The organism is Psychrobacter sp. FME6, from assembly GCF_014861365.1.
In the GTDB taxonomy this organism is placed as follows: domain Bacteria; phylum Pseudomonadota; class Gammaproteobacteria; order Pseudomonadales; family Moraxellaceae; genus Psychrobacter.
This window is the reverse complement of the sequence record NZ_RRYW01000054.1, coordinates 1-21,010: the sequence shown is the minus strand read 5'-3', so window position 1 is coordinate 21,010 and position 21,010 is coordinate 1. Positions and strand designations below refer to the sequence as shown.

The following is a 21,010-nucleotide window of genomic DNA, read 5'->3' as shown; positions in this document are numbered from 1 at the left end:
TTCTCTTTGTTGTGGTAAACAAGAGTGTAAGGCGTTGCTTATTTTTTTCAACTATCTCCCAATTCTATACAGCCCCTAGTATCAGGGATAAAATTTTTCAGAATTCTCTACAATAAAAAAGCCAATACATTTATCGCGTATTGGCTTTTTTATTGTAGAGAAGATTTTAAACAAACCATTAAGCTTGCAGGCTTCGCACCCACTGGACAATTTGGTCGCTCGGTAACGCACCTGATTGGCGTGCGACTTCCTTACCATGTCTAAATGCAACCATGGTTGGTAAACTGCGAATGTTATACGGTGCTGCCGCTTGCTCGTATTTATCGGTCTGTATTTTGGCAAAGACCACTTGCGGCAGCTGGCTGGCAGCGGTTTTAAACTCTGGTGCCATCATTAGGCACGGCTGACACCAGCTTGCCCAAAAGTCTACGATGGTCAATACATCGTTTTTTTGGATGACTTTACTCACTGTTTGGGCATTTAATTCATGAGGACTGGCAGTCAATAATGACTGACCACATTTACCGCACTTTGGCGCAGCGCTTAGCTTTTCAGAGGGTATGCGGTTGGTCGCTTGGCAATGCGGACATACAAGATGGAAGTTTTGCTCACTCATTATTGGACTCCTTGAAAATAGCAGAGGCGCCCGTCAAACAAAGCGCCCATACTTACTTATTCATTTATGATAACTTTTATCATCGTTTTAATCGCTGTTTAACGTTTGCAAGTATTCATACCCAGCACTCTATACAAAGGACAAAAGCGGAATAGCCCTGTTAGTAAAGGAACCAGACCAATCACACCCCACCAGCTTTGGAAATACAAACCCAAACCGATAATCACGACACCAACGATAATACGTAATAAACGTTCAGTACTTCCGATATTCATTTCCATGGCTAAATCCTCACGTGTCATTGAACAAATCATAGAAAACATACTAGCCATTTTTTTATATTATAGATTGATGGTACATGACTAGTATGCTGATGGCTGGTATTTTTATTGTGCGTGCATAACTGTTTTCTTATTTATTTTTGCTAAAAAAACTTTAATTTTATTGCCCGAGTACATTAATAGGTACTTTTAAATAACGAGTACCGTTGTCTTCTGGTTTTGGAAAGTGACCAGCATCAATATTGATTTGTACCGACGGAATAATCAGACGCGGCATCTCAAGCGTGGCATCGCGGCGCTCACGCATCTCTACGAACTCCGCTTCATTAATACCATCTTTTATATGAATATTACCGAGCTTTTGCGCTGCTACAGTGGTGGTTGGGCAATGCTTGCGCCCTTTACTAGGGTAATCATGGCACAGATACATGATGGTATCATCAGGCAAGGTCAGCAGCTTTTTGATAGACTGATACAAGGTTTTGGCATCCCCTCCTGGAAAGTCACAACGCGCTGTACCGACATCAGGCGCAAACAAAGTATCACCAACGAAGACCACTGTCTTTTCATCATCAGCGGCAAGGTAGGCCATGTCAGCCCTTGTATGACCCGGCACATACATAGCCGTAATCGTGATGCCGCCAAGTGTTAGCGTCTCACCATCATCCGTCAAAATATCGAACTGACTGGCATCCGTACGGAAGCTGGTATCAAAGTTAAAGATTTGCTTAAATATTTTTTGTACTTCTGTGATATGTTGACCAATGACCAATTGTCCACCGAGCGTTTCTTTTACGTGAATGGCGGCTGATATGTGGTCAGCATGGGCATGGGTTTCTATGATATAAACCAGCTCCCAACCGTGCTCACGAACGAAGGTAACCACCTCGTCAACGCTAGCGGTAGCCGTACGCCCCGATTTAGGGTCAAAATCCAATACGGGATCGATAATGGCACACACTTGCTGCTGAACATCGGCAAGTACGTGGGTAAAAGTTTCTGTGTCGCTATGTAAGAAAGAATGAACTTGCATGGCTACCTCTTTGCTTTTATATGAATGTTTTATTTTTTAATAAATTCTTACGTATAATAGGTCTGCGTTTATAAGATTTGGATCTACCTATTCACTATCTATGTATAACAATATAGCAACTACTAAACAATTTATCAATTTATATAATGTAATTAATGATAACTTGATATAAATGATAATATCATTGATAATTAACTATATAAGCCCAAACTTTATCCATACACTCTCTATCTTCTACTTATGTCTCATATAAGGAGCTCGCTCTGACTACTTCTACTTCAGCATTGAGCACATCTACCTCTGGTGATATTGATACGATATCACCTAGCGTAGCAGACTTCGCACCGAATGACCTTGCTGAGCAAATGCAGCAAGCATCGATGCAAGCCAGCCAGTTGTTAAAATCGCTCTCGCATCCTGATCGTTTACTACTTTTATGTCAGCTGACTCAAGGTGAATACTGTGTCAGTGAGCTTGAGAGTTTGGTCGGTGTTGGTCAACCAAGCTTATCGCAGCAACTTGGTATCCTACGTAAAGATGAGCTGGTCACAACTCGCCGCGAAGGCAAGCAAATCTACTATAGTATCGCTAGTGACGATGCTTTAGCAGTACTACAGTTACTGTATGAGCGCTTTTGTAACAAAACGGACGGTTAATTTACGGGTTAAATTTTATTAAGACCTTTTAGTTAACACAATGCTTGGCTGCAATTCACCTTTTTTATTATGATGACATATAACTATGCCTTCTATCGCCGCTCGCCTGATTCCTGCTTGGTTACGTCAATACCAACTGTCTGCCTTACCAACTGACATCATCGCAGGGATTGTGGTCGGTGTACTCGTTATCCCGCAAAGTTTGGGCTATGCGGTGTTGGCAGGACTGCCACCCGTTTATGGCTTGTATGCAGCTATTGTGCCAGTCGCTGTTTATGCGTGGCTAGGCTCTAGCAATGTACAAGCAGTAGGTCCTGCAGCTGTTACCGCGATCATGACCGCCAGTGCTTTACACCCTTATGCGGATAAAGGCGCTGAGCAGTACGTCCTGATGGCAGGCTTGCTGGCATTTATGCTGGGCGCTATTTTGTGGCTCGCAGGGAAGCTCAAATTGGGCTGGATTATGCAGTTCATTAGCCGCGGCGTGTCATCGGGTTTTATTAGTGGTGCTGCCGTACTTATTTTTACCAGTCAGCTCAAATATTTGACCGGCATACCTATCGCTGGAAACGGCTTAATCGGTTACTTATCGAGTATGCTGATGTATGCTCGCCAGTTACATCCATTGACACTACTCATTGGAGCAACTGCCTTTATACTGATGGTTATGAACCGTTACGGTAGCAAATGGGTATGGCGGTCTTGGTTATCGCCTTCTTATGCTAAATGGGCGGAGCGGCTATTTCCGCTCATACTTCTCGCTATCGCTATTGCCCTTAGTAGCAATCTAGATTGGACCACAAATGGCGTAGCAACAATCGGTAGTGTTCCACAAGGACTGCCAACTTTTACATGGCCTTATTTGCCAGACTTTCATGACGCCCTCAATTTATTGCCGACTGCAGGATTAATGGCGCTCATTGCCTTTGTATCTAGCAGCTCAGTCGCCAGTACTTATGCGCGTCTGCGTAATGAGACATTCGATGCCAACCGTGAGCTGACAGGATTAGGGCTTGCCAATATCGCTGGTGGTTTTTTCCAAAGCTTTCCCATCGCTGGTGGTTTTTCGCGTACCGCTATCAACGTTGAATCAGGCGCAAAAACGCCACTGGCGAGCTTAGTAACGGTACTGGTTATGGTTGCCGCTTTGATAGCATTTGGCAATATCCTTGCGCCACTGCCCTATGCTATTTTGGGTGCGACCATCATGGCTGCTATCATTGGTCTTATCGATATGACGACCTTGAAGTCTGCCTGGCAACGGGATCGCTTAGATGCCGCCAGTTTTATGGCAGCATTTGCTGGTGTGCTGATATTCGGCCTCAATACCGGCTTGGTAATCGGTATTATGGTATCTTTTGCCAGTTTGATTTGGCAATCGAGCAAACCACACGTTGCTGTAGTTGGTCAATTGGCAGGGACAGGGCATTTTCGTAATATCAATCGTCATGACGTAGTAACTTTTCATAATTTATTGATGCTACGTATCGATGAAAGCTTGTTCTTTGGCAATAGTGAATCCGTCCATCGTAATGTGATACTAACCACACGGCAATACCCAGAAGCTCATGAAATCATTCTTATTATGTCAGCAGTCAATCACATCGATTTGACCGCACAAGAGATGCTTATTAGCCTCAATCAAGAGCTTTTGAGCCAAAATAAGCACTTAAGCTTTAGCTTTATCAAAGGCCCAGTGATGGATATCATTGAAAGTACACCAGTCATTACCCGTCTTTCTGGACAAGTCTATTTAAGTACTATGGATGCGGTGAATGCGCTGAAAGACATCTAACTACATAGCCAGATGACTTTCAAACAACTTGTATAATTGATTCACTTTAAAGCTGATACGAGTGCTACCAACGTATCGTTTTTATGTAGAACTGCCTATATATTTAATGTGTCACGATAGATATTGTCTGTGACAAAATATAGATATGATAAAAGCTGTGTTATTCTAAATTGGTATAAGCCGTGAAAACCACGGTCTGTAGAAAAAACCCTTAACCTATAGCCTTTAGAAATATAGCCTTTAGAAATATAGCTTTTAAAGAATAGCACTTAGCTACCACACTCTATATCCAAACGCCTTTTAATATACGCGACCGAAATGACTTATGACCGATAATTTAACGATTTACAAACAGATTTACCCGAGCCAATGTATGAAGATAGCGGAGCTTGGCTATCGTTCTGTGCTCAATATACGCCCTGACGCTGAGACAGAAATGCAGCCCAATAGCTGTGATTTTACCAGTGCAACAACAAAAGCCAATCTAACTTATCACCATCTACCATTTGATGATGAACGATTAAGCATGGCCACTGTCGAGCAGTTTGCTGATTTTTACCGTTCGATGCCCAAACCCATTCTTATGTTTTGTGGTACAGGGGCCCGCGCCAAACTGCTTTATCAAAGTGCTCTCATGCAAGGGCTGCTATAAAACTGGCTATAAAAATACGATAGCGTTTACATATGGTATCTTTAGAAAGCTGTCCATTCAGCTTAGTCTAAGGCTCAGTACTTCTATACCAAATACTCCACTTTTCATATAAAAACAATAAGGAGCTCTTATGAGCCATCAAGTTAGCATTACCGGACAAATCACCCCTGACCAAGTACCAATGATTGCCGAAAATGGCTTTAAAACCATCATTAACAACCGTCCAGATGGTGAAGAACCCAATCAGCCAACCAGCGCTGAGATTGAAGCAGCAGCTAAAGAAGCAGGGCTTGCTTATAAAGAAGTGTCTTTTGCCGGTAGTGAACTCAATCAAAACCACGTTGAAGAGTTTGCCGATTTCTTTAATCAAGCCGAGCAGCCAATGTTAATTTTTTGCCGTACCGGTAATCGCTCGACAGGTATTTATGAGGCAGCAAAGAAAATGGATTTGTTAGACGACTGATATCATAATCAATAACTTAAAGCAATAAACCAAGAAGCCCATATAAATATATGGGCTTTTATAATATTTAAGACTATATTATTTAAAACCATATTTTAACTGCTAAAAGCGATACCGCCACAAGGAATGTGGGCTATTAAAAAGGTCATTCGAATATGACCTTTAATTTTACAAGGAATGTTTTATGAGTAATAGTGTGTTAGCTCTACTGCCTTTAGCCCTTGCCTATATTATGTTTACCTTAGGGACAGGTCTAAAACCCAGCGACTTCAAGGTCATCGTTAATCATCCCAAAGCGTTTGTTGTCGGCTTAGTGAACCAAGTCATTTTTGTGCCTTTGGTTGCTTTAGCTGTCGTATTAATGATGTCTCCGCCACCAACTATCGCCTTTGGTATCATGCTGATTAGTTTTTGCCCGGGCGGTGTGACCAGTAATATGCTTACCTTTTATGCCAAAGGCAATGTGGCGCTGTCGGTAGCACTCACTGGTGTGGTTAGCCTGTTATCAGTTGTGACCCTACCCATATTAATCACGCTGGCTTTTAATCACTTTATGCAAGACCAAGCAGGCTCTATCAGCGCGGTAAAAATTGGCGTAGTGATGTTTTTATTGACGGCTTTGCCAGTTAGCATTGGTATGCTTGCACGCTATAAATTCACTGACTTTATGATGCGTAGAAGCGGCATCCTAAATGGATTAGCCAGTATCTTCTTTGTATTGATTGTCTTGGCTGCCATCGCTTCTAACTGGCAATTATTACAAGAGCAGTTGGCATCTATTGGGCTAGAGCTTGTCTTCATCATTGTGGTTTTATTTGCGTTGAGTATTTTGACCTCTAAAGCAATGAAGCTTAGCTGGTTCGATAGCAAAACCATCTCCATCGAAACCAGTATTCAAAATAGTACGACTGCCATCACCTTAGCACCTATCATCATGGGAACAGCCGTTGGCCTACCTGCTATCGCTCTGCCTGCTGCTGTCTATGGCGTATTGATGTATGTGATTGCGCTGCCAGTTATTGCTTTGATTCGGAATAAAAACTAAACCTTGTATAGCGTTTGATCGTAGTTTTGACAAAAACTATTGATAGCTGGCCATTCATAATGTCAGCATATTTTTGGAAGCTAGCCTAATAATTATCTTTTAATGGATAGTCATTAGGTTCTATATAACCTTTGTCTTTTTGATAGTTGATGTAAAAAATACTATTTTTATAGGTTTTACCCTGATTATATCCATTCACAGTTAGCTTTAGACGGTAAAACCCGTTTACCGTTTTACTGGTATCAATTTCTAAATCAGCACTTCTATCATTACATAGACGCTGCCCCTGACCACCACAACCGTCTGAACCACCACTATCAAAACCTGCGCCAATCCAGTTCTCTATTATACCGCGACCATCTGGCGTCAATATGACAAAGCTTGTACTGGTGTAACCTTGATGCGTATCACCATGCTCGTTCATAAAGCCCCACGTATTTGGGGCAAACTGTTCTAAATCCCAACCCCCCAGGCCAAGCCCCCAACTACCTGCATTCATATAAGGATTGGCCGACTCAACTTGCCAACCTTCACCTTTAGGCTTTAAAACAAACATACCGACTAAACCACTAGCGCCATGACCACGTAAAACTTCTTTACCATTTTTATCAAAGCTAACATCACCTGTAATCAATATATATAAGCGTTTACCTTTATCCGTCTCTATGACTTTTTGCCTATCGATATCGATGCAATAGCCTGTCATATAAGGTTCTCTAGTTAAACCATTGACTGAACCAGAAGGAGCAATCGCACCATGACACCCTAATGCTTCGTTATAAAGCGGATAGTACGGCTTGAGGATATCCATTACACTATCAGCAGCAGAGGCTATACCGCATATCGATGAGACTATAATAACGAACGCTACTTTTCTTAAGCTGAGTAATACTAAATTAGATTTGAACATCTTAAATACTTCCCTTGAAGCTCTCAAAAAAGTTGTTATCGTTCATTTTTATGAAACACAAATATAGTTATGAATATAAATCAAAAGCTGACATCTTTCATTGGATAATCATTGGGTACTTGATACCCTAATCGGGGCTGATATTTAATCATATAGACTTTATTTTTATATACCTTGTCATCTTCAAAACCATTTAGCGTAACCTCTAACGGATAAAACCCATTAATTATCTTCTTCTTATTAACGCCTAGTTTAGCTTTTAAAAGTGTGCAGGTATCGGCATCAGGATTGCTACAGCTTCCTGCTGACCCAGCTCCTGCATTAGAATGTTCATACTTGGCTTCTACCCAGCTTCTTCTAATACTACTATCGTCTGGAGTAAGTAACACAAAAGCCGAGCCTGAATGAACCCAATGCGAATCACTATGAATGTTAATAAATCCCCACTTATCAGGGGCAACTTGTATCAGCTTCCAGTCTTTTAGCCCTTTACCAAAAGCACCTGCATTCATCGCTGGATTGGCGGATTCTACCTCCCAGCCTGAACCTTGTGGTTTTAGAACAAACATGCCTACTAGACCAGAAAAGACATGTGCCCCATATGCTTCGCTACCGTCTTCATTAAAACCTATGTCACCAATAACTAATACATACAATCTTTTGCCTTTTTTAGTTTCCATCTCTAGTTGTCTATCAATCTCAATGCAATATCCGCTTTGATAAAACGCGCCTTCACCACCTGATGAGCCATCATTAGCAATAATACCTCGACACTGCTTTGTCTCATTATAGATAGGGTAATACTCTTTAATAATTTCATTAACGCTTTTCGCTGAGGCAACATTTGATAAGCTCATAAGCATAATTGCACCAATAGCGCTGAAAGTTATTTTTGCTACTTTAGATTTTGCCATGTTTTCTCTTCTCTCATGAGGTTAAATTTAACGCTTATAAATGTTCTAGCCCATCTAGTTCTCTAAACCTATAGGATAGTTATCAGGTATCTGATAGCCCTGACCTTTTTTATAATAAAAGGTATAATTTGCATTTTTATAAGTCTTATTGTTTTTGCGACCGTTGACGGTAAAGTGTAGAGGATAAAAACCATCAACGACTTTACTCGTATCAATGTGCTGTAGTTTGGCTTTGATATCATCGCAGACCCGTTTTACCTCATCGCTACAAAGATCAGTATAAGCACTAAAATTACTATTATTGATGGCGCTTTTTATAATATTTTGCCCATTAGGCGTTAATATAACCAAACTGGTTTCTACATAGCCCAAATACTCGTAACTATCCTCATTTACAAAGCCCCAAGTATCGGGAGCAAAGCGCATCAACTTCCAATCACGTAGTCCCATACCTTGTGCACCCGCACTCATAATAGGACTTGCCAATTCTATTTTCCAGTTGTTACCATTTGGCTTTAAGACAAACATACCCACCAAGCCTTGGTAAAAAAGAGCGTCATTACTGTCTCTCAATCCCTCATCATGCTCACCAAATTTTATATCGCCAGTGACTAGTACATAGAGACGTTTGCCTTTATTAGTCTCAACCATAACTTGACGATCAATTTCAACACAATGACCCGCTTTGTTATCTTCATTAGAAAAGACACCATAAAAACTTGAGTCAACCACCACACTTTGGCACTTAAGTTTCTTATTATAGAATGGATAATAAGGCTTCAAGAGATTCATAAGAGTGTTGTTTGATATAGGGCTATTGATTTGAGATGTGTTCGCTAATGCCTGACTGCCGCAAAATACACAAGCGAAAGTAGCTACTAAGGTTATACGCTTTAAAATTGATGTGTTAAATGGTGCAAAACAAGCTCCTTTCACTGTAGTATCTTCGATAATCAATCTAGCTACACTCTACACAATTTACACTGCCAAACATACGTCAACTTATAGAGTTTAACAAATAGTTAATCATTTTCCATAAAAAAAGCCACCTCAAAAGAGGTGGCTTCTAAAACTAGCTTTAGAGCTAGATAACTTACTGCATTACTAAATATTCAAACGCTGATAATGCCGCTTTTGAACCCTCGCCCTGAAAGCCGTTAAAAAATTGCATGTCAATTTTAGGCTTGCAAGGAAAATCCTTTCAATAGGATTTTCAATGGGCTGGTTGATATTAAACTTAACTTACTGCATAACCAAATATTCAAACGCTGATAATGCCGCTTTACTACCCTCACCCATCGCAATATTAATCTGCTTAAAGGGTACGGTAGTCACGTCACCACAAGCAAAGATACCTTTGCGATCGGTACGGCAACGCTCATCAATCTCAATCTCACCAAAGCGGTTTAAGTCAACAAAGCCTTTGATAAACTCAGTATTCGGTACCAAACCAATCTGGATAAACACCGCTGAGATATCAAGCTCTTTGGTTTCATCAGTGTTGCGATCTTGATAAACGATTGAAGTCACTTTACCATCGTTTGCTTTAATTTCTTGGGTCGCTGCACTGGTAATGATATCGATATTGCTATTTTCTTTGGCTTTATTAATCAATACTTGGTCAGCTTTTAGGTCATCCGCAAACTCAAGCACAGTCACATGTTTAACGATACCGGCAAGATCTAACGCCGCCTCAATACCTGAATTACCGCCACCAATGACGGAGATGTCTTTACCTTTAAAGAACGGACCGTCACAGTGCGCACAGTAAGCCACGCCTTGACCTATGTTTTCATCTTCACCAGGGACACCAAGCTTACGCCACTGCGCACCAGTCGCCAAGATAATACTACGCGTCTCAAACGTCTCACCCGTGTTTAGGTTGATGGTGTAGTTTTCTTCTGCCGTCTCACCGATTTCTTTGACACTAACGTGTTCTTTGAGCGTGATATTATACTCATGCAAATGCTTTTCAAAATTTGCCGACAGTTCAGTTCCCGTTGTTAAAGGCACAGAGATTAAGTTTTCGATATCTTGGGTGTCTTTCACCTGCCCACCAATACGGTCAGCGACCATGGTTACTTTTAAACCTTTACGAGCGGTATAAATCGCGGCGGCAACACCAGCTGGACCCGCACCAATAATGGTGACATCTTGCTGCTCGAGTTGCTCAGTATCATCACTAGCCTCGCTTAACAAATCAGGAAATTGCTCTTGCAACTTCTCAATCAATTTTGCCGTGTCAATAAGACCATTGGCAAATGGCTTACCATTTAAAAATACCGCTGGTACCCCTTGGATATTATTGGCATCGACTTGCTCTTGGAATAATGCACCATCGATCATCTCATTACTGATGTCATCGTTCAGTAGCGCAAATTGGTTCAGCGCTTGCACCACTTCTGGGCAGCTGTGACAAGATAGCGATACATAAGTCTGAAACTGTAACGGCTTATTAAAGCGCTTAATCAGTTTTTGGATACCCTCATCCAATTTTAGCGTATGACCACCCGCCTGCAAAATTGCCAAAATTAACGAGGTAAATTCGTGCCCACCCGGGATACCACTGAATACGATACCGGTGTCAGTCAACGTGTCATCAGCATGGCTGACGACTTTAAAGCTAATGGGGCTTGGCAGACTGTCATCATTGGTTGACGCATCAAAATTAATCTTGTCCGTAGTGCCTGCAACTTTAGTTAAGAAATCAATCAATTCTGCACGTTTTGCATGCTCACCGCTGCCCAATACAAAGGTAATTGGACGGGTCATGTTTTCGCTATAACTTTTTACAGCATCTAATAAACTTTTATCTATCATGTTTGTTCCTCATCATTACTGAATATGTAACGGCAACGGTTATATTGCACGTTTAAGTAGGAAATACTTGGTACTAATTATTTTATCTGACACGTTATACGTAATAGGCTTATGCCCTTTGATGGCTCTATTATCATAGGTTTAGCGATTTTGGGCAAGCGGAGAAACTCAAACCTTACGTTTTATAAAACCAATCATAAATAGGTATAATAAATTAAATTTAAATATATAGACAGATAATAGCCATGGTATCTAGTGATTTTTTTCGCTACAATCGAGTAAGACAGATAAGAAAAATTCCTATTTGTCTCATTGCAGATTCGCTGTTATGCATGCTTTTATGTATATTTATTAAAGGCATTTTCTGCTGGTATTAAGCCTTATCGCTGTTTCTGAATGTTGAACACACTTCAACTAATACCATTCACAAAAATTAGAGTAGCAAGGAAAACGAGTGTAAGTACTACGTCTTGTGGACTAAACGAGTTTGAAGCCGCTAATCGTACTTTTTGGGTTTGGTATAAGATAGCGGCTTGGCTTAATCAAAATCAAGTCTCAAAATCATAGCAATTCATCACAGCAATCTTCACTACCATGCGCCAGTGCTTAACGCATGACAGCGCTTCATAACAAGGATGACCACATGAGAAAGACTGATACATGGCAAGACAACAGAGAAATTATTGCCGAGCTGAAACAAAAAGACAGCCACTTTGCGAGTATTTTTGATGAGCATACTAAGCTGGATCAACAAATCAATCAGCTTAATAAAGATGCGGTTCAAAACGCCAGCCGCGATGATGAAATTGAGCAAATGAAAAAGCGCAAACTACAGCTCAAAGATGAAATATATAAGATAATTGATAAAAACAAACTGCAATCTCACGCCTAATACTGAGCTTATAATAGACATACGAATATAAAAGCATTTTAATGAGATAACATAAAAAGACCCCATCAACCATTGCTGATAGGGTCTTTTTTTAAGTTGTTATTTAATACTTTTTCTAAATATTAAAAATCAAACCTAATAGCTTTTACTAGTCTAGGCAGCTGCTTAGATTTTACCAACTAGGTCAAGGCTTGGTTTTAGTGTTTCTTGACCGGCTTCCCAAGCTGCTGGGCAAACTTCGCCGTCGTTTTCACGAACGTATTGTGCTGCTTTTACTTTACGCAACATGTCTTTTGCGCTACGGCCGATACCGCCAGCATGAATTTCAGCAACTTGGATCAAGCCGTCTGGATCTACTAGGAACGTGCCGCGCTCAGCAACACCAGCATCTTCAACCATGACGTTAAAGCCACGAGTGATTTTACCAGTAGGATCGCCAATCATTGGATAGTTTACTTTACCGATTGCTTCTGAAGAGTCATGCCATGCTTTATGAGTGAAATGCTTGTCAGTTGATACGGCATAGACTTCTACACCCAGACCTTTTAGCTCGTCATAATGAGCGGCCATGTCTTCAAGCTCGGTTGGGCAAACGAAAGTGAAATCTGCTGGGTAAAATAGGAAGATTGCCCAGCCGCCTTTTACGTCTTCTGATGTGATGGTTTTGAACTCACCATTTACAAACGCTTCTGCTGAAAACTCTGGGATTTCTTGATTGATAATAGACGCCATGATTGGCTCCTTTTTAGATTGATTGATGTTAAATTGATTAAAGGTTATTTGTATGATTGTTTCTATTAACCCTTTTGTTATCTGGGCTACCTGACAAACTATACGCGAATTCTATGGTTAATCCAGTTAAAAGTTTTTAATGTGATGTTTTGTTTTATTAAACTTGTTAAACTATTCTATCTAATTTTAATCATCAGTGTATGATTGGTAATGGCTATCCCAGAAAGGATAACTAGGTATAATAGAGTGTGTTAAAAGCCCATTAAAAGAGAGGTTTTATGATTACCTTACGACAGCTTGAATTTGCCTTAGCCGTTGCTAAGCACCGCCATTTTAAACGTGCTGCTGAAGACTGTAATATCTCCCAGTCTGCACTCAGCTTGGGCATCGCAGAGTTAGAAAAGCAACTGGATACCCAGATTTTTGAGCGCAATAACAAACAAGTTCTCATCACCCCTATTGGAGAGGACATTCTCACTCGGGCGCAGCGGGTGTTTTCTGAAGTGAGCGACTTGACCACGCGTGCACAAAGCCATCAATCGCCACTTGCTTACCCTATGACAGTGGGTATTATTCCAACGATTGCACCTTATCTATTGCCAAAAGTGCTACCAGCGCTGCGAGAGCATTACCCAGAGTTTCGTATGACCATCGTGGAGCAGCAAACGGAGCGCTTGCTCGAACAAGTGCGCTACGGTCATATTGATACGGCTATTATTGCGCTACCTTATGCGGTCGATGGTTTGCACAGCTTTGAGTTTTGGAGCGAGGACTTTTTTGCCGTATTTCCAAAAGACGATGTACACGCCAAGCTTGAAACCATTAATGCCGATGAGCTAGAGACTGCTAATCTTATGTTACTCGGCGAAGGGCATTGCCTAACCGATCAAACTTTATCTGTCTGCCATTTTGACCGTGCGCAGATGAAATCAAGCTTTTCGGATGCCAGCTTAAATACGCTTATTCAAATGGCATTGGCTAATATGGGTACAACCTTGGTACCAGAAATGGCGCTCGATCAACTACATCTACAAAATCAAAATGCGGTCGCAGTACCATTGGCAGAGGAAGGCCCGCATCGTCATATCGCCTTTGTCACTCGTTTAAATTATGCTCGTGTTGATGATGTGAGTTTGTTAGGAGATGTCTTTAAAAAGGCTTTTGAAGAAGCTGCTAATAAGAAATAAATAGTGAATTGTGAGTGATAACAAACCATAGAAAACTGGGTTAAATATGGACGATGTTTTGCAAATAAACTCTACGCTTAGCAATGATTTTGCCCGACACTTGGCTGCTGTAAATAGTGATATGACGCCAGCAGAATCAAGCATGCTGTGGCAAGATATTGCGAGCCGTTATAACGAACCACAGCGCGCTTATCATAGCTTGCAGCATATCCAGCAGTTATTTGCACAGTTTGAAAAGATAAAACAGCACCTTTATGAGCCAAATATTATTGCCTTAGCGTTGTACTATCATGATGTGATATACGACCCAACCCGCTTAGACAATGAGTTAAAAAGCGCAAAATATGCAGTAGAGGCGTTAAGTAAATATATAGACGATGAGAAACGCCAGCATATTTACAAACTGATCATGATGACTGCTAGCCATCAAATCGACGAATTGGCAGATTCTAACAAAAGCAGCGATGCCGCTTATTTATTAGATATGGACTTAAGCATTTTAGGTGCGCCTTGGGTTGAATATGAGAAATACGCGCAAGCCGTACGCCAAGAGTATGCCTATGTCTCAGATATAAAATATCGTGCTGGTCGAGCGTCAGTCCTAAACAGCTTGTTAGCGCACCCAACACTATATATAACGGACTATTACTACGAACGTTTAGAAACAAAGGCTCGAATCAATATCAAGCGTGAGATTACGCTTTTACGCGCATCTTGATTAATAACTCACTACCCTGTCGCGCAGGATGCGAGTTATAGCTCGGCGCCATAATCTCTATATCAAAATGAGACTCAAAATGCTGTTGGTACTCAGCTTTCGTACCACCAAACGGTGGTTCTTTTCGCCCAAAGTCTTTATCAAACAGTAAACCAACCAGCTTCCCTTTAGGTTTGAGCAGGGCTGCCATTTGCCGGACATACTCATCACGGCGCGTAGGATTGATCGCACAAAAAAACGTTTGCTCGAGCACCCAATCAAACTGGTATTGCTCAGGCGATAAGTTAAAGAAATCTGCGCAGATGAGATGCTCAGCTGGAAAATCAGGATAACGCTCAGCGAAGGCCTTAATCGGTGCAGGTGCAAAGTCAACCAAGGTGACATTGGTAAAGCCTTGCTCATGCAAATAGCCAACCTCGTAAGCATTACCCGCACCCGGTACTAATATAGCCTGATCTTTAGCAGACTCAGGTAACTGGTCAATATAAGCTTTGAGTGGCGGTGATACCTGCCCCATATCCCAACCAATACTGTCTTGCTCATAACGCTGCTGCCAAAAATCTGCTTGATTAACGTTTTCCATATGCCGTCCTTGTCTATATTCAGTTCTATATAAAATGGATACGGTGTCAGACTCGCTTAGCCTACGACTTGTAGTACTTTCACTCGCCTTCCTTGCATCCAAACTATATTGAACAGACTCTATAGTCAGTGAAAAGTAAAATCGATACATCACGTACTGTAGGTACAGTTTTTTCTAGCTTGCTGTGCCTACGCAGACAGAGGCTACAAAAAAACTATACCAACAGTATCGTAGCGTTTTTAAAGTATTTTAACTATATAATACTATTATTTAAACGGTACAATTCGTACCGTTATGACTTATCATATCAGGTCTATTAAAATTATGGATACTATTTACGTGAGGCGTTTAATCGAGCTGACCAGACTTACCTGCCAGCATGTCATGCCACTGCCGATAATCAGGCATCGCCGTCGCTACCGTTTGCCAAAACGCAGCGCTATGATTGGCATGATGCAAATGACATAGCTCATGGACAATGACGTATTCGGTGCATTCAATAGGATAGGCAGGTAAGTAGACCGACAGCCAAATTCGGCACGCGCGTGTATTGCAACTGCCCCAGCGTGTGTGCATTTTTTTAAGACGGACTTCATTGGCCTGAGCACCAACGATCGGTTGCCATTTTTCAAATAATGCAGGGAATACTGTAGTGAGATGTTTGTGATAATACGCAATTTTTTCATCGTGGCTTAAAGCGAACGGCTGCGTGATACCCCATAATAAAAGCGGGCTATCGGCAGCTGAAGATTCCGACGCAGTGCTTTGTTTGCGCTGATATTGCTCTAACACTTGGTCGTGGTTTTCGATTGCCCACGATACTCGGCTGGTAATAGACTGCGCCATTTGCGCTGGGCTAATAGACAGAGGTACAGATACCATTAATGTATAAGGTTTTAAGCGAAAATTGATATTTTTAACCCGCTTTTTGGTCACCTGTAACTCAATGCCTGATGCTGCCAAACGCTGAACGGCACTCTCTAGCAAAGAGCTATTGTATTCTGCTAGCACAGTCATGCTCAAAGCGCTTGTAAATGGTTGTCAAAAGACATCATATGACGTTTACTGTCTTTGGCGATAGTTTCATTTGCAGCGACGTTTGAGCTTGGTATGGCTAAATCACTGACATCCAGTCTGCTTAATTGCCCTTGCCCATCGCTAACGATAAAGCCTGTTTCGTGAGCTTTATTAGAGATATCGTTGGCTGTTTTGTTGGCATAAATAGACGCACCCGCACAATCTGGCAAGCTGACAGCATCAACTAATGTACGAGTATTTAAATCATAAATCGCCGCACAGCCACCAATTGGCGTGGTCACACATAATAGATTACGTTGACTATCAACCGCCACACTAGCGATATATTGGTGAAAGCGTTGCCATTGATTATTTGGCATGGTTAAAGGTTTAAAATCGGTATCACCACGTTTATGCGTCAATACCAATGGCACATTGATATGTCGCTCACCTTGGAATTGAATACCAACCATCACCGTGCCATCGTTATGCATGGCTAAATGGCGTACGCTCATTTGATTATGTTTAGGCGTAACTTGCTCAAGCAATGTTCCATCATGACGGTTTAAGTACACCAACGATGGCCGCATGCTGTCTAGGTTTAACTCTTCACGAGACGCTTGCTCAGTCTTAATACCACCATTAGCAATTACCAAGGTGTCACCATCAGGATGCATGATAAGCTCGTGTGGTCCAATACCATGAGAGTCAAATTCTGCTACTTTTTGATAATCTCTATGAGCGTCATAAATACCGATTTTACCATCTAGGGTCTGTGTGTCGTTTTCGGTCACATATAGCGTTGAGCCATCTAGGCTATAGCAAGCATGACCATAAAAATGACGGTCAGCGGACGCTTTAATAGCGAGTTTAACTTGCCCTGTTGCCGTATCGAGCACCCAAAACTTCTCACTGGGCCGACGCCCCATGACTACCACGTCCCGATTTTCATTATTATGGCTAGTTTCATCTTGAGAACTAACGACAGGCTGAACAACAATATCATGGACACGTTCAGGCATAGTGGTTTGCCACACAATCTGCCGATCGGCATCAATACCAACCACGCCGAAGCTATGTTCGTTATTGATGTTATGCTCGTTATGATTGACATCGCCACTATCATTTTTTGCTAATACGATATCTTTTGGCATTGACGCCACACCGCTGACCCAACAGACAGGACGCGCTAGCATGGTGGTAGTATGTATTGCGCTAAAATCAGTAACGTTATGATGATGACTAATAGCATCAGTATTTATTGGCTGCTGATACGCCTGTTGCCACGCAACCTTCGCTTGCTGATAAGCATAGCGACAGCGCGCTAGCTTTGAGTTTGTTAGCTTAAGTTTTGCAGTTCGGGGTTTCGATAGCAGCGATAGATTCAACTGTGAGCGAACTCCTGACACATAGTCTTGTAAGCTGGCATCAGGCTGACGACGCTGACGATAGCCATGATGCATACCAACCAGTGTTGCCGTACCGACAGCTGCTAGCAAAGAGGTGGTTAGCAGCTCACGGCTTAATGAATTTGTTGCTAGCTCATTTGAGCGCTCAGATTTCTTGTCCATCGAATTTTCTGTATCTGCTTTGATAGTAGACATTATTTAATCGCCATCGGTGCTATTAAAGCCCACACGGATACCAAGTGTCGGAATTAATTGACGTTTAATCAGACGCGTAATGGTGGTGAGATGATCATACAGCTCTTGCTGGGTGGCTTTATCAGCAGTGGCTAAGTCTTCTGGCATTTGTGCTAACAATGTCGTGGTATCAGCAAGCGCCGTCGATAGCTTATCAGCCACGTCATTGTCATTACTATTTCCCAAGATAGCGGTTAAGACTGGATCTGTCATCGCTTTATTCAAGGTCCCTAACTTAGCATTGATAATTGCACGGCTTTGGCCCGCGGTCGCAGCTGGCAAATGACCTTTCGCCTTGCCGGTTAAGCCAAGCGGCTGATCAATAGCGGTAGATTTCATGGTCTCAATCAGTGATAACAATGAATTAAACCATTGATTCAAACCTTGGTCGCTTTCCGCTGTTTTATCAATCGCCAATAAATCAGTGGCATTCTGCTGCCAGTCCTCCTCGATATCTTTTAGGCGTGTACTCAAAGCACTACTAGCGCTAATGACATAAGCGCACTGTCCAGCATCTAGGCTATCATTGGCGAATAGCGCTTCTTCTAATCCTGGTACACCTTGGACAATGGCGCTCTCATTAGCGAGCTGCTCAGCGGTCAGTTTAGGATTGGCAGCAATCAAATCTGCAACCCCTTTGTGTACCAAACCACGTTCGTCAGGATAGTAGTTGATGTATAGATTGCTCATGCTCTCAGTCGCAGGACCGAAGTTAGTCATCTCGGCACTCGCCCATGCTTGCGCTAATACTAACCATTGGTCACGCAACGCTTGTAACTCATCACCGCTGACCGGCGCTTGCTGGCAGTTTTTTTGTGCTAAATCATGCAATAGATCACTTTGCTTAGCCGCGTCAGCATAGGCAGGAACGACCATTTCATTTGCCACATGAGTTAGGTAGGTTTTTTCAGTATCGGCGCTGATGTCAACAGTGGTAATTTTTTTCTCGCTATTATTATCAGTACTGGCTGAACCTTCACTAGTTTTAGGTTCAGCGCTATCTTGTGCGACTTGGCTGTCTACATCTGATGCTTTATTCTCATCAGCAGGTTTCACACAGCTGATAAGCAATCCAGCGCTTAAAGCAGATATCGCCATTGCTAGAGCATGGTTTATTTTCATAAATTTCCCGGTAATTGGATAAATAATTATTTAAATTATTGTAGCTAATATTTAATTTGGAAGATGGCTTTATTTATAGTCGTTAATAACCATTGATTGCCACATTAAAAAAACGTTCAATCACATCACTCTTATAATGATCGCAAAAATGCATTCAATTCAGCACGCCCTTGCTTATCAAGTTTGAGCACTTTTTTCTGCTGCTCTTTGGCTTCGCCGCCATGCCACAATACCGCTTCCATCAGCGTGCGAGCACGACCATCATGCAAAAATGTCGCTTGTGAGTCTACGGTTTGGGCGAGACCAATACCCCATAAAGCTGGTGTACGCCATTCATAAGAGTTGGCTAAAAACTCAACTTGTAAATCTTTTGATGGTAGCTTGCCCGCGATAGTACGATCAGCAAGATCATCACCCATATCATGTAGCAGCAAATCTGTATAAGGATAAATCACTTGGCCATGTTGCTCAATATGGTCATCGTCAGTTTTTGGCAACTGATATCTTGGCGTATGACAGCTCTGGCAACCCATATCATAAAAACGTTTTTTGCCCGCAAGCACCAGTTCATCATCGGCATTACGGCGATGCGGTACCGCCAAATTACGAGTATAGAACTCCACAAACTGTGCCACCTCGTCATTGACTTCGACGGGTGGCTTATCATTGCCTTGCTCGTCAGCGCCCGTTGTTGCATTCATACATGCAGTTTGCGTCGGCATACAGGATTCATTGGGACGAATATTTGAGGTTAAACCCATGTCTTCATTGAAGGCGCTTTGGTTTTGGGTGATTAATTTGGTTTGACCTGCTTTCCAGCCAAAGCGTCCTAGTGCAACTTTGCCCGTTTGTGGATCCATGACCCAATTAAACTTGCCTTTAATATCATTGCCATTTTTACTGTTGTTAGCCGCTTGTTTTTTAATATCTGCATCAGGTATTTGCTCCAGTAATCCGAGCCCAATCATTGGCAAGGCGATACGCGGCGACACCATCAGCTCATCATCAAATTTCCCATAACCAGGCTTGGTTAAGTTAAAGGTGGGTGCACGCAATGTCTCGACATGACCATCGGCAAAGGTGACCGGTTTATCTGCCCACTGTACCGCAATTCTCGCTTCGGCAGGCACCCCTTGAATACCACGATCTTGCAGTTGACCACCATACATAGGATGGACGACTTTTTCGATCAATGAGTTTTGTAGTTGCTGACGCTGCTCGTTCGTAGTCGCTGGCATAGCGAGACGAATGAGCAAACTGTCTGCATCATCTTCGCTAGTCATCGGCGCATGACCGCGACCGTCTTTTATGTGGCAAGACTGGCACGCTGCGACATTGAACAATGCACCAAGACCATCTCGGCTGTCCGTACTGGCAGGCGCAATCACCCACGGCTGACGAAAAAACGCATTGCCAATAAAAAAAGAGCCTTTACGTGATGCGGTTATATTCGATGAAGGTTTAGAGTAACTCTCAGCACTGCTAATACTGATGCCTGTGTCGCCACCTTGCTTAATCTCTTGCGGATCAAAGCTTGCTAGTTGTTGCATAGACACACCCGCGAGCGCTTCTATGGTTTGAACTCGTTCAGGCGCCAATACTTGATTTTGCCCATTATCTATGGCTGTTTTTTCATTATTAGAAGTGCCATCAGAAACACTGTCAGTCGGCTGGCAGGCGCTAAGTGATAGAGCGCATAGAATGCCAAAAGTAAGCTTGGCTGGCACAGTTTTAGGGATAAAGGCAGAGTAAAACGAGGCAGGTTTTTGAACTGTTGAAACATTCGTGGTGTTCATAGAGTACCTTAGTTTTATTCATAGAGCCCCTTAGTTTTAATAGCCTTTTAGTTTTAATAGGGGCTGTATAGAATTGGGAGATAGTTGAAAAAAATAAGCAACGCCTTACACTCTTGTTTACCACAACAAAGAGAA

21 protein-coding genes are annotated in these 21,010 nt (G+C 42.1%); 8 read left to right on the top strand and 13 right to left on the bottom strand.

Features of this window, described 5'->3' with window-relative positions; all coding sequences use genetic code 11:
• Positions 1-178: 178 nt before the first annotated feature.
• From trxC to EI162_RS09030, 3 genes are all read right to left on the bottom strand, one after another.
• Positions 179-616, bottom strand: coding sequence for a thioredoxin TrxC (gene trxC, locus EI162_RS09040; protein ID WP_192524052.1), 438 nt, complete (start codon positions 614-616; stop codon positions 179-181).
• 98 nt (positions 617-714) lie between these two features.
• Positions 715-897 carry a DUF2892 domain-containing protein gene (locus EI162_RS09035; protein WP_192524051.1) on the bottom strand — a complete coding sequence of 61 codons (183 nt, stop codon included), beginning with the start codon at positions 895-897 and terminating at the stop codon, positions 715-717.
• Positions 898-1,057: 160 nt separating this feature from the next.
• A complete protein-coding gene (locus EI162_RS09030) occupies positions 1,058-1,930 on the bottom strand; it encodes an MBL fold metallo-hydrolase (protein ID WP_192524050.1) in 873 nt (290 codons plus the stop codon).
• A gap of 284 nt (positions 1,931-2,214) precedes the next feature.
• Here EI162_RS09030 and EI162_RS09025 point away from each other — a divergent pair, with 284 nt between their 5' ends.
• The 5 genes from EI162_RS09025 to EI162_RS09005 all read left to right on the top strand — a co-directional run bounded on the left by EI162_RS09025 (position 2,215) and on the right by EI162_RS09005 (position 6,541).
• A complete protein-coding gene (locus tag EI162_RS09025; protein ID WP_263972265.1) occupies positions 2,215-2,586 on the top strand; it encodes an ArsR/SmtB family transcription factor in 372 nt (123 codons plus the stop codon).
• 85 nt (positions 2,587-2,671) lie between these two features.
• A complete protein-coding gene (locus EI162_RS09020) occupies positions 2,672-4,381 on the top strand; it encodes a SulP family inorganic anion transporter (RefSeq protein ID WP_192524049.1) in 1,710 nt (569 codons plus the stop codon).
• Positions 4,382-4,706: 325 nt separating this feature from the next.
• A complete protein-coding gene (locus EI162_RS09015; RefSeq protein WP_192524048.1) occupies positions 4,707-5,033 on the top strand; it encodes a beta-lactamase hydrolase domain-containing protein in 327 nt (108 codons plus the stop codon).
• Between the two features lie 130 nt (positions 5,034-5,163).
• Complete coding sequence (locus EI162_RS09010) at positions 5,164-5,496, top strand: TIGR01244 family sulfur transferase (RefSeq protein ID WP_192524047.1); 333 nt, start codon at positions 5,164-5,166, stop codon at positions 5,494-5,496.
• A gap of 184 nt (positions 5,497-5,680) precedes the next feature.
• A complete protein-coding gene (locus EI162_RS09005; protein WP_192524046.1) occupies positions 5,681-6,541 on the top strand; it encodes a bile acid:sodium symporter family protein in 861 nt (286 codons plus the stop codon).
• 85 nt (positions 6,542-6,626) lie between these two features.
• Here EI162_RS09005 and EI162_RS09000 read toward each other — a convergent pair whose 3' ends face one another.
• From EI162_RS09000 to ahpF, 4 genes are all read right to left on the bottom strand, one after another.
• Positions 6,627-7,451 (bottom strand): hypothetical protein, encoded by an 825-nt coding sequence (locus tag EI162_RS09000; RefSeq protein ID WP_192524045.1) that lies wholly within the window; start codon positions 7,449-7,451, stop codon positions 6,627-6,629.
• Between the two features lie 80 nt (positions 7,452-7,531).
• Positions 7,532-8,365, bottom strand: coding sequence for a hypothetical protein (locus EI162_RS08995; RefSeq protein ID WP_192524044.1), 834 nt, complete (start codon positions 8,363-8,365; stop codon positions 7,532-7,534).
• A 54-nt stretch (positions 8,366-8,419) separates the two neighbouring features.
• Positions 8,420-9,157, bottom strand: a complete 738-nt coding sequence (locus EI162_RS08990) for a hypothetical protein (protein WP_192524043.1) — start codon at positions 9,155-9,157, stop codon at positions 8,420-8,422.
• A 450-nt stretch (positions 9,158-9,607) separates the two neighbouring features.
• A complete protein-coding gene (ahpF, locus tag EI162_RS08985; protein WP_192524042.1) occupies positions 9,608-11,185 on the bottom strand; it encodes an alkyl hydroperoxide reductase subunit F in 1,578 nt (525 codons plus the stop codon).
• 643 nt (positions 11,186-11,828) lie between these two features.
• On the opposite strand from ahpF, the gene EI162_RS08980 reads away from it, so the two are divergent.
• Complete coding sequence (locus EI162_RS08980; protein WP_192524041.1) at positions 11,829-12,077, top strand: YdcH family protein; 249 nt, start codon at positions 11,829-11,831, stop codon at positions 12,075-12,077.
• Between the two features lie 165 nt (positions 12,078-12,242).
• Here the strand turns inward: EI162_RS08980 and ahpC are convergent, their stop codons facing one another.
• Positions 12,243-12,809, bottom strand: a complete 567-nt coding sequence (ahpC, locus tag EI162_RS08975; protein ID WP_192524040.1) for an alkyl hydroperoxide reductase subunit C — start codon at positions 12,807-12,809, stop codon at positions 12,243-12,245.
• A 278-nt stretch (positions 12,810-13,087) separates the two neighbouring features.
• Here ahpC and EI162_RS08970 point away from each other — a divergent pair, with 278 nt between their 5' ends.
• Complete coding sequence (locus tag EI162_RS08970; RefSeq protein ID WP_192524039.1) at positions 13,088-13,996, top strand: hydrogen peroxide-inducible genes activator; 909 nt, start codon at positions 13,088-13,090, stop codon at positions 13,994-13,996.
• A 58-nt stretch (positions 13,997-14,054) separates the two neighbouring features.
• On the top strand, positions 14,055-14,714 hold the full coding sequence (locus EI162_RS08965) for a hypothetical protein (RefSeq protein ID WP_225735353.1): 660 nt from the start codon (positions 14,055-14,057) through the stop codon (positions 14,712-14,714).
• Here EI162_RS08965 and EI162_RS08960 read toward each other — a convergent pair.
• From EI162_RS08960 to EI162_RS08940, 5 genes are all read right to left on the bottom strand, one after another.
• A complete protein-coding gene (locus EI162_RS08960) occupies positions 14,692-15,297 on the bottom strand; it encodes a methyltransferase domain-containing protein (RefSeq protein ID WP_192524037.1) in 606 nt (201 codons plus the stop codon). The two genes, EI162_RS08965 and EI162_RS08960, sit on opposite strands and share 23 nt — an antisense overlap.
• A 348-nt stretch (positions 15,298-15,645) precedes the next feature.
• Positions 15,646-16,314 carry a M48 family metallopeptidase gene (locus EI162_RS08955; RefSeq protein ID WP_192524036.1) on the bottom strand — a complete coding sequence of 223 codons (669 nt, stop codon included), beginning with the start codon at positions 16,312-16,314 and terminating at the stop codon, positions 15,646-15,648.
• A gap of 2 nt (positions 16,315-16,316) precedes the next feature.
• Positions 16,317-17,918, bottom strand: a complete 1,602-nt coding sequence (locus tag EI162_RS08950) for a DUF1513 domain-containing protein (RefSeq protein ID WP_192524035.1) — start codon at positions 17,916-17,918, stop codon at positions 16,317-16,319.
• 3 nt (positions 17,919-17,921) lie between these two features.
• Entirely contained in the window at positions 17,922-19,079 is a 1,158-nt protein-coding gene (locus tag EI162_RS08945; protein WP_192524034.1) for an imelysin family protein, read from the bottom strand.
• A gap of 131 nt (positions 19,080-19,210) precedes the next feature.
• Complete coding sequence (locus EI162_RS08940; RefSeq protein WP_192524033.1) at positions 19,211-20,875, bottom strand: di-heme oxidoredictase family protein; 1,665 nt, start codon at positions 20,873-20,875, stop codon at positions 19,211-19,213.
• Positions 20,876-21,010: the final 135 nt, after the last annotated feature.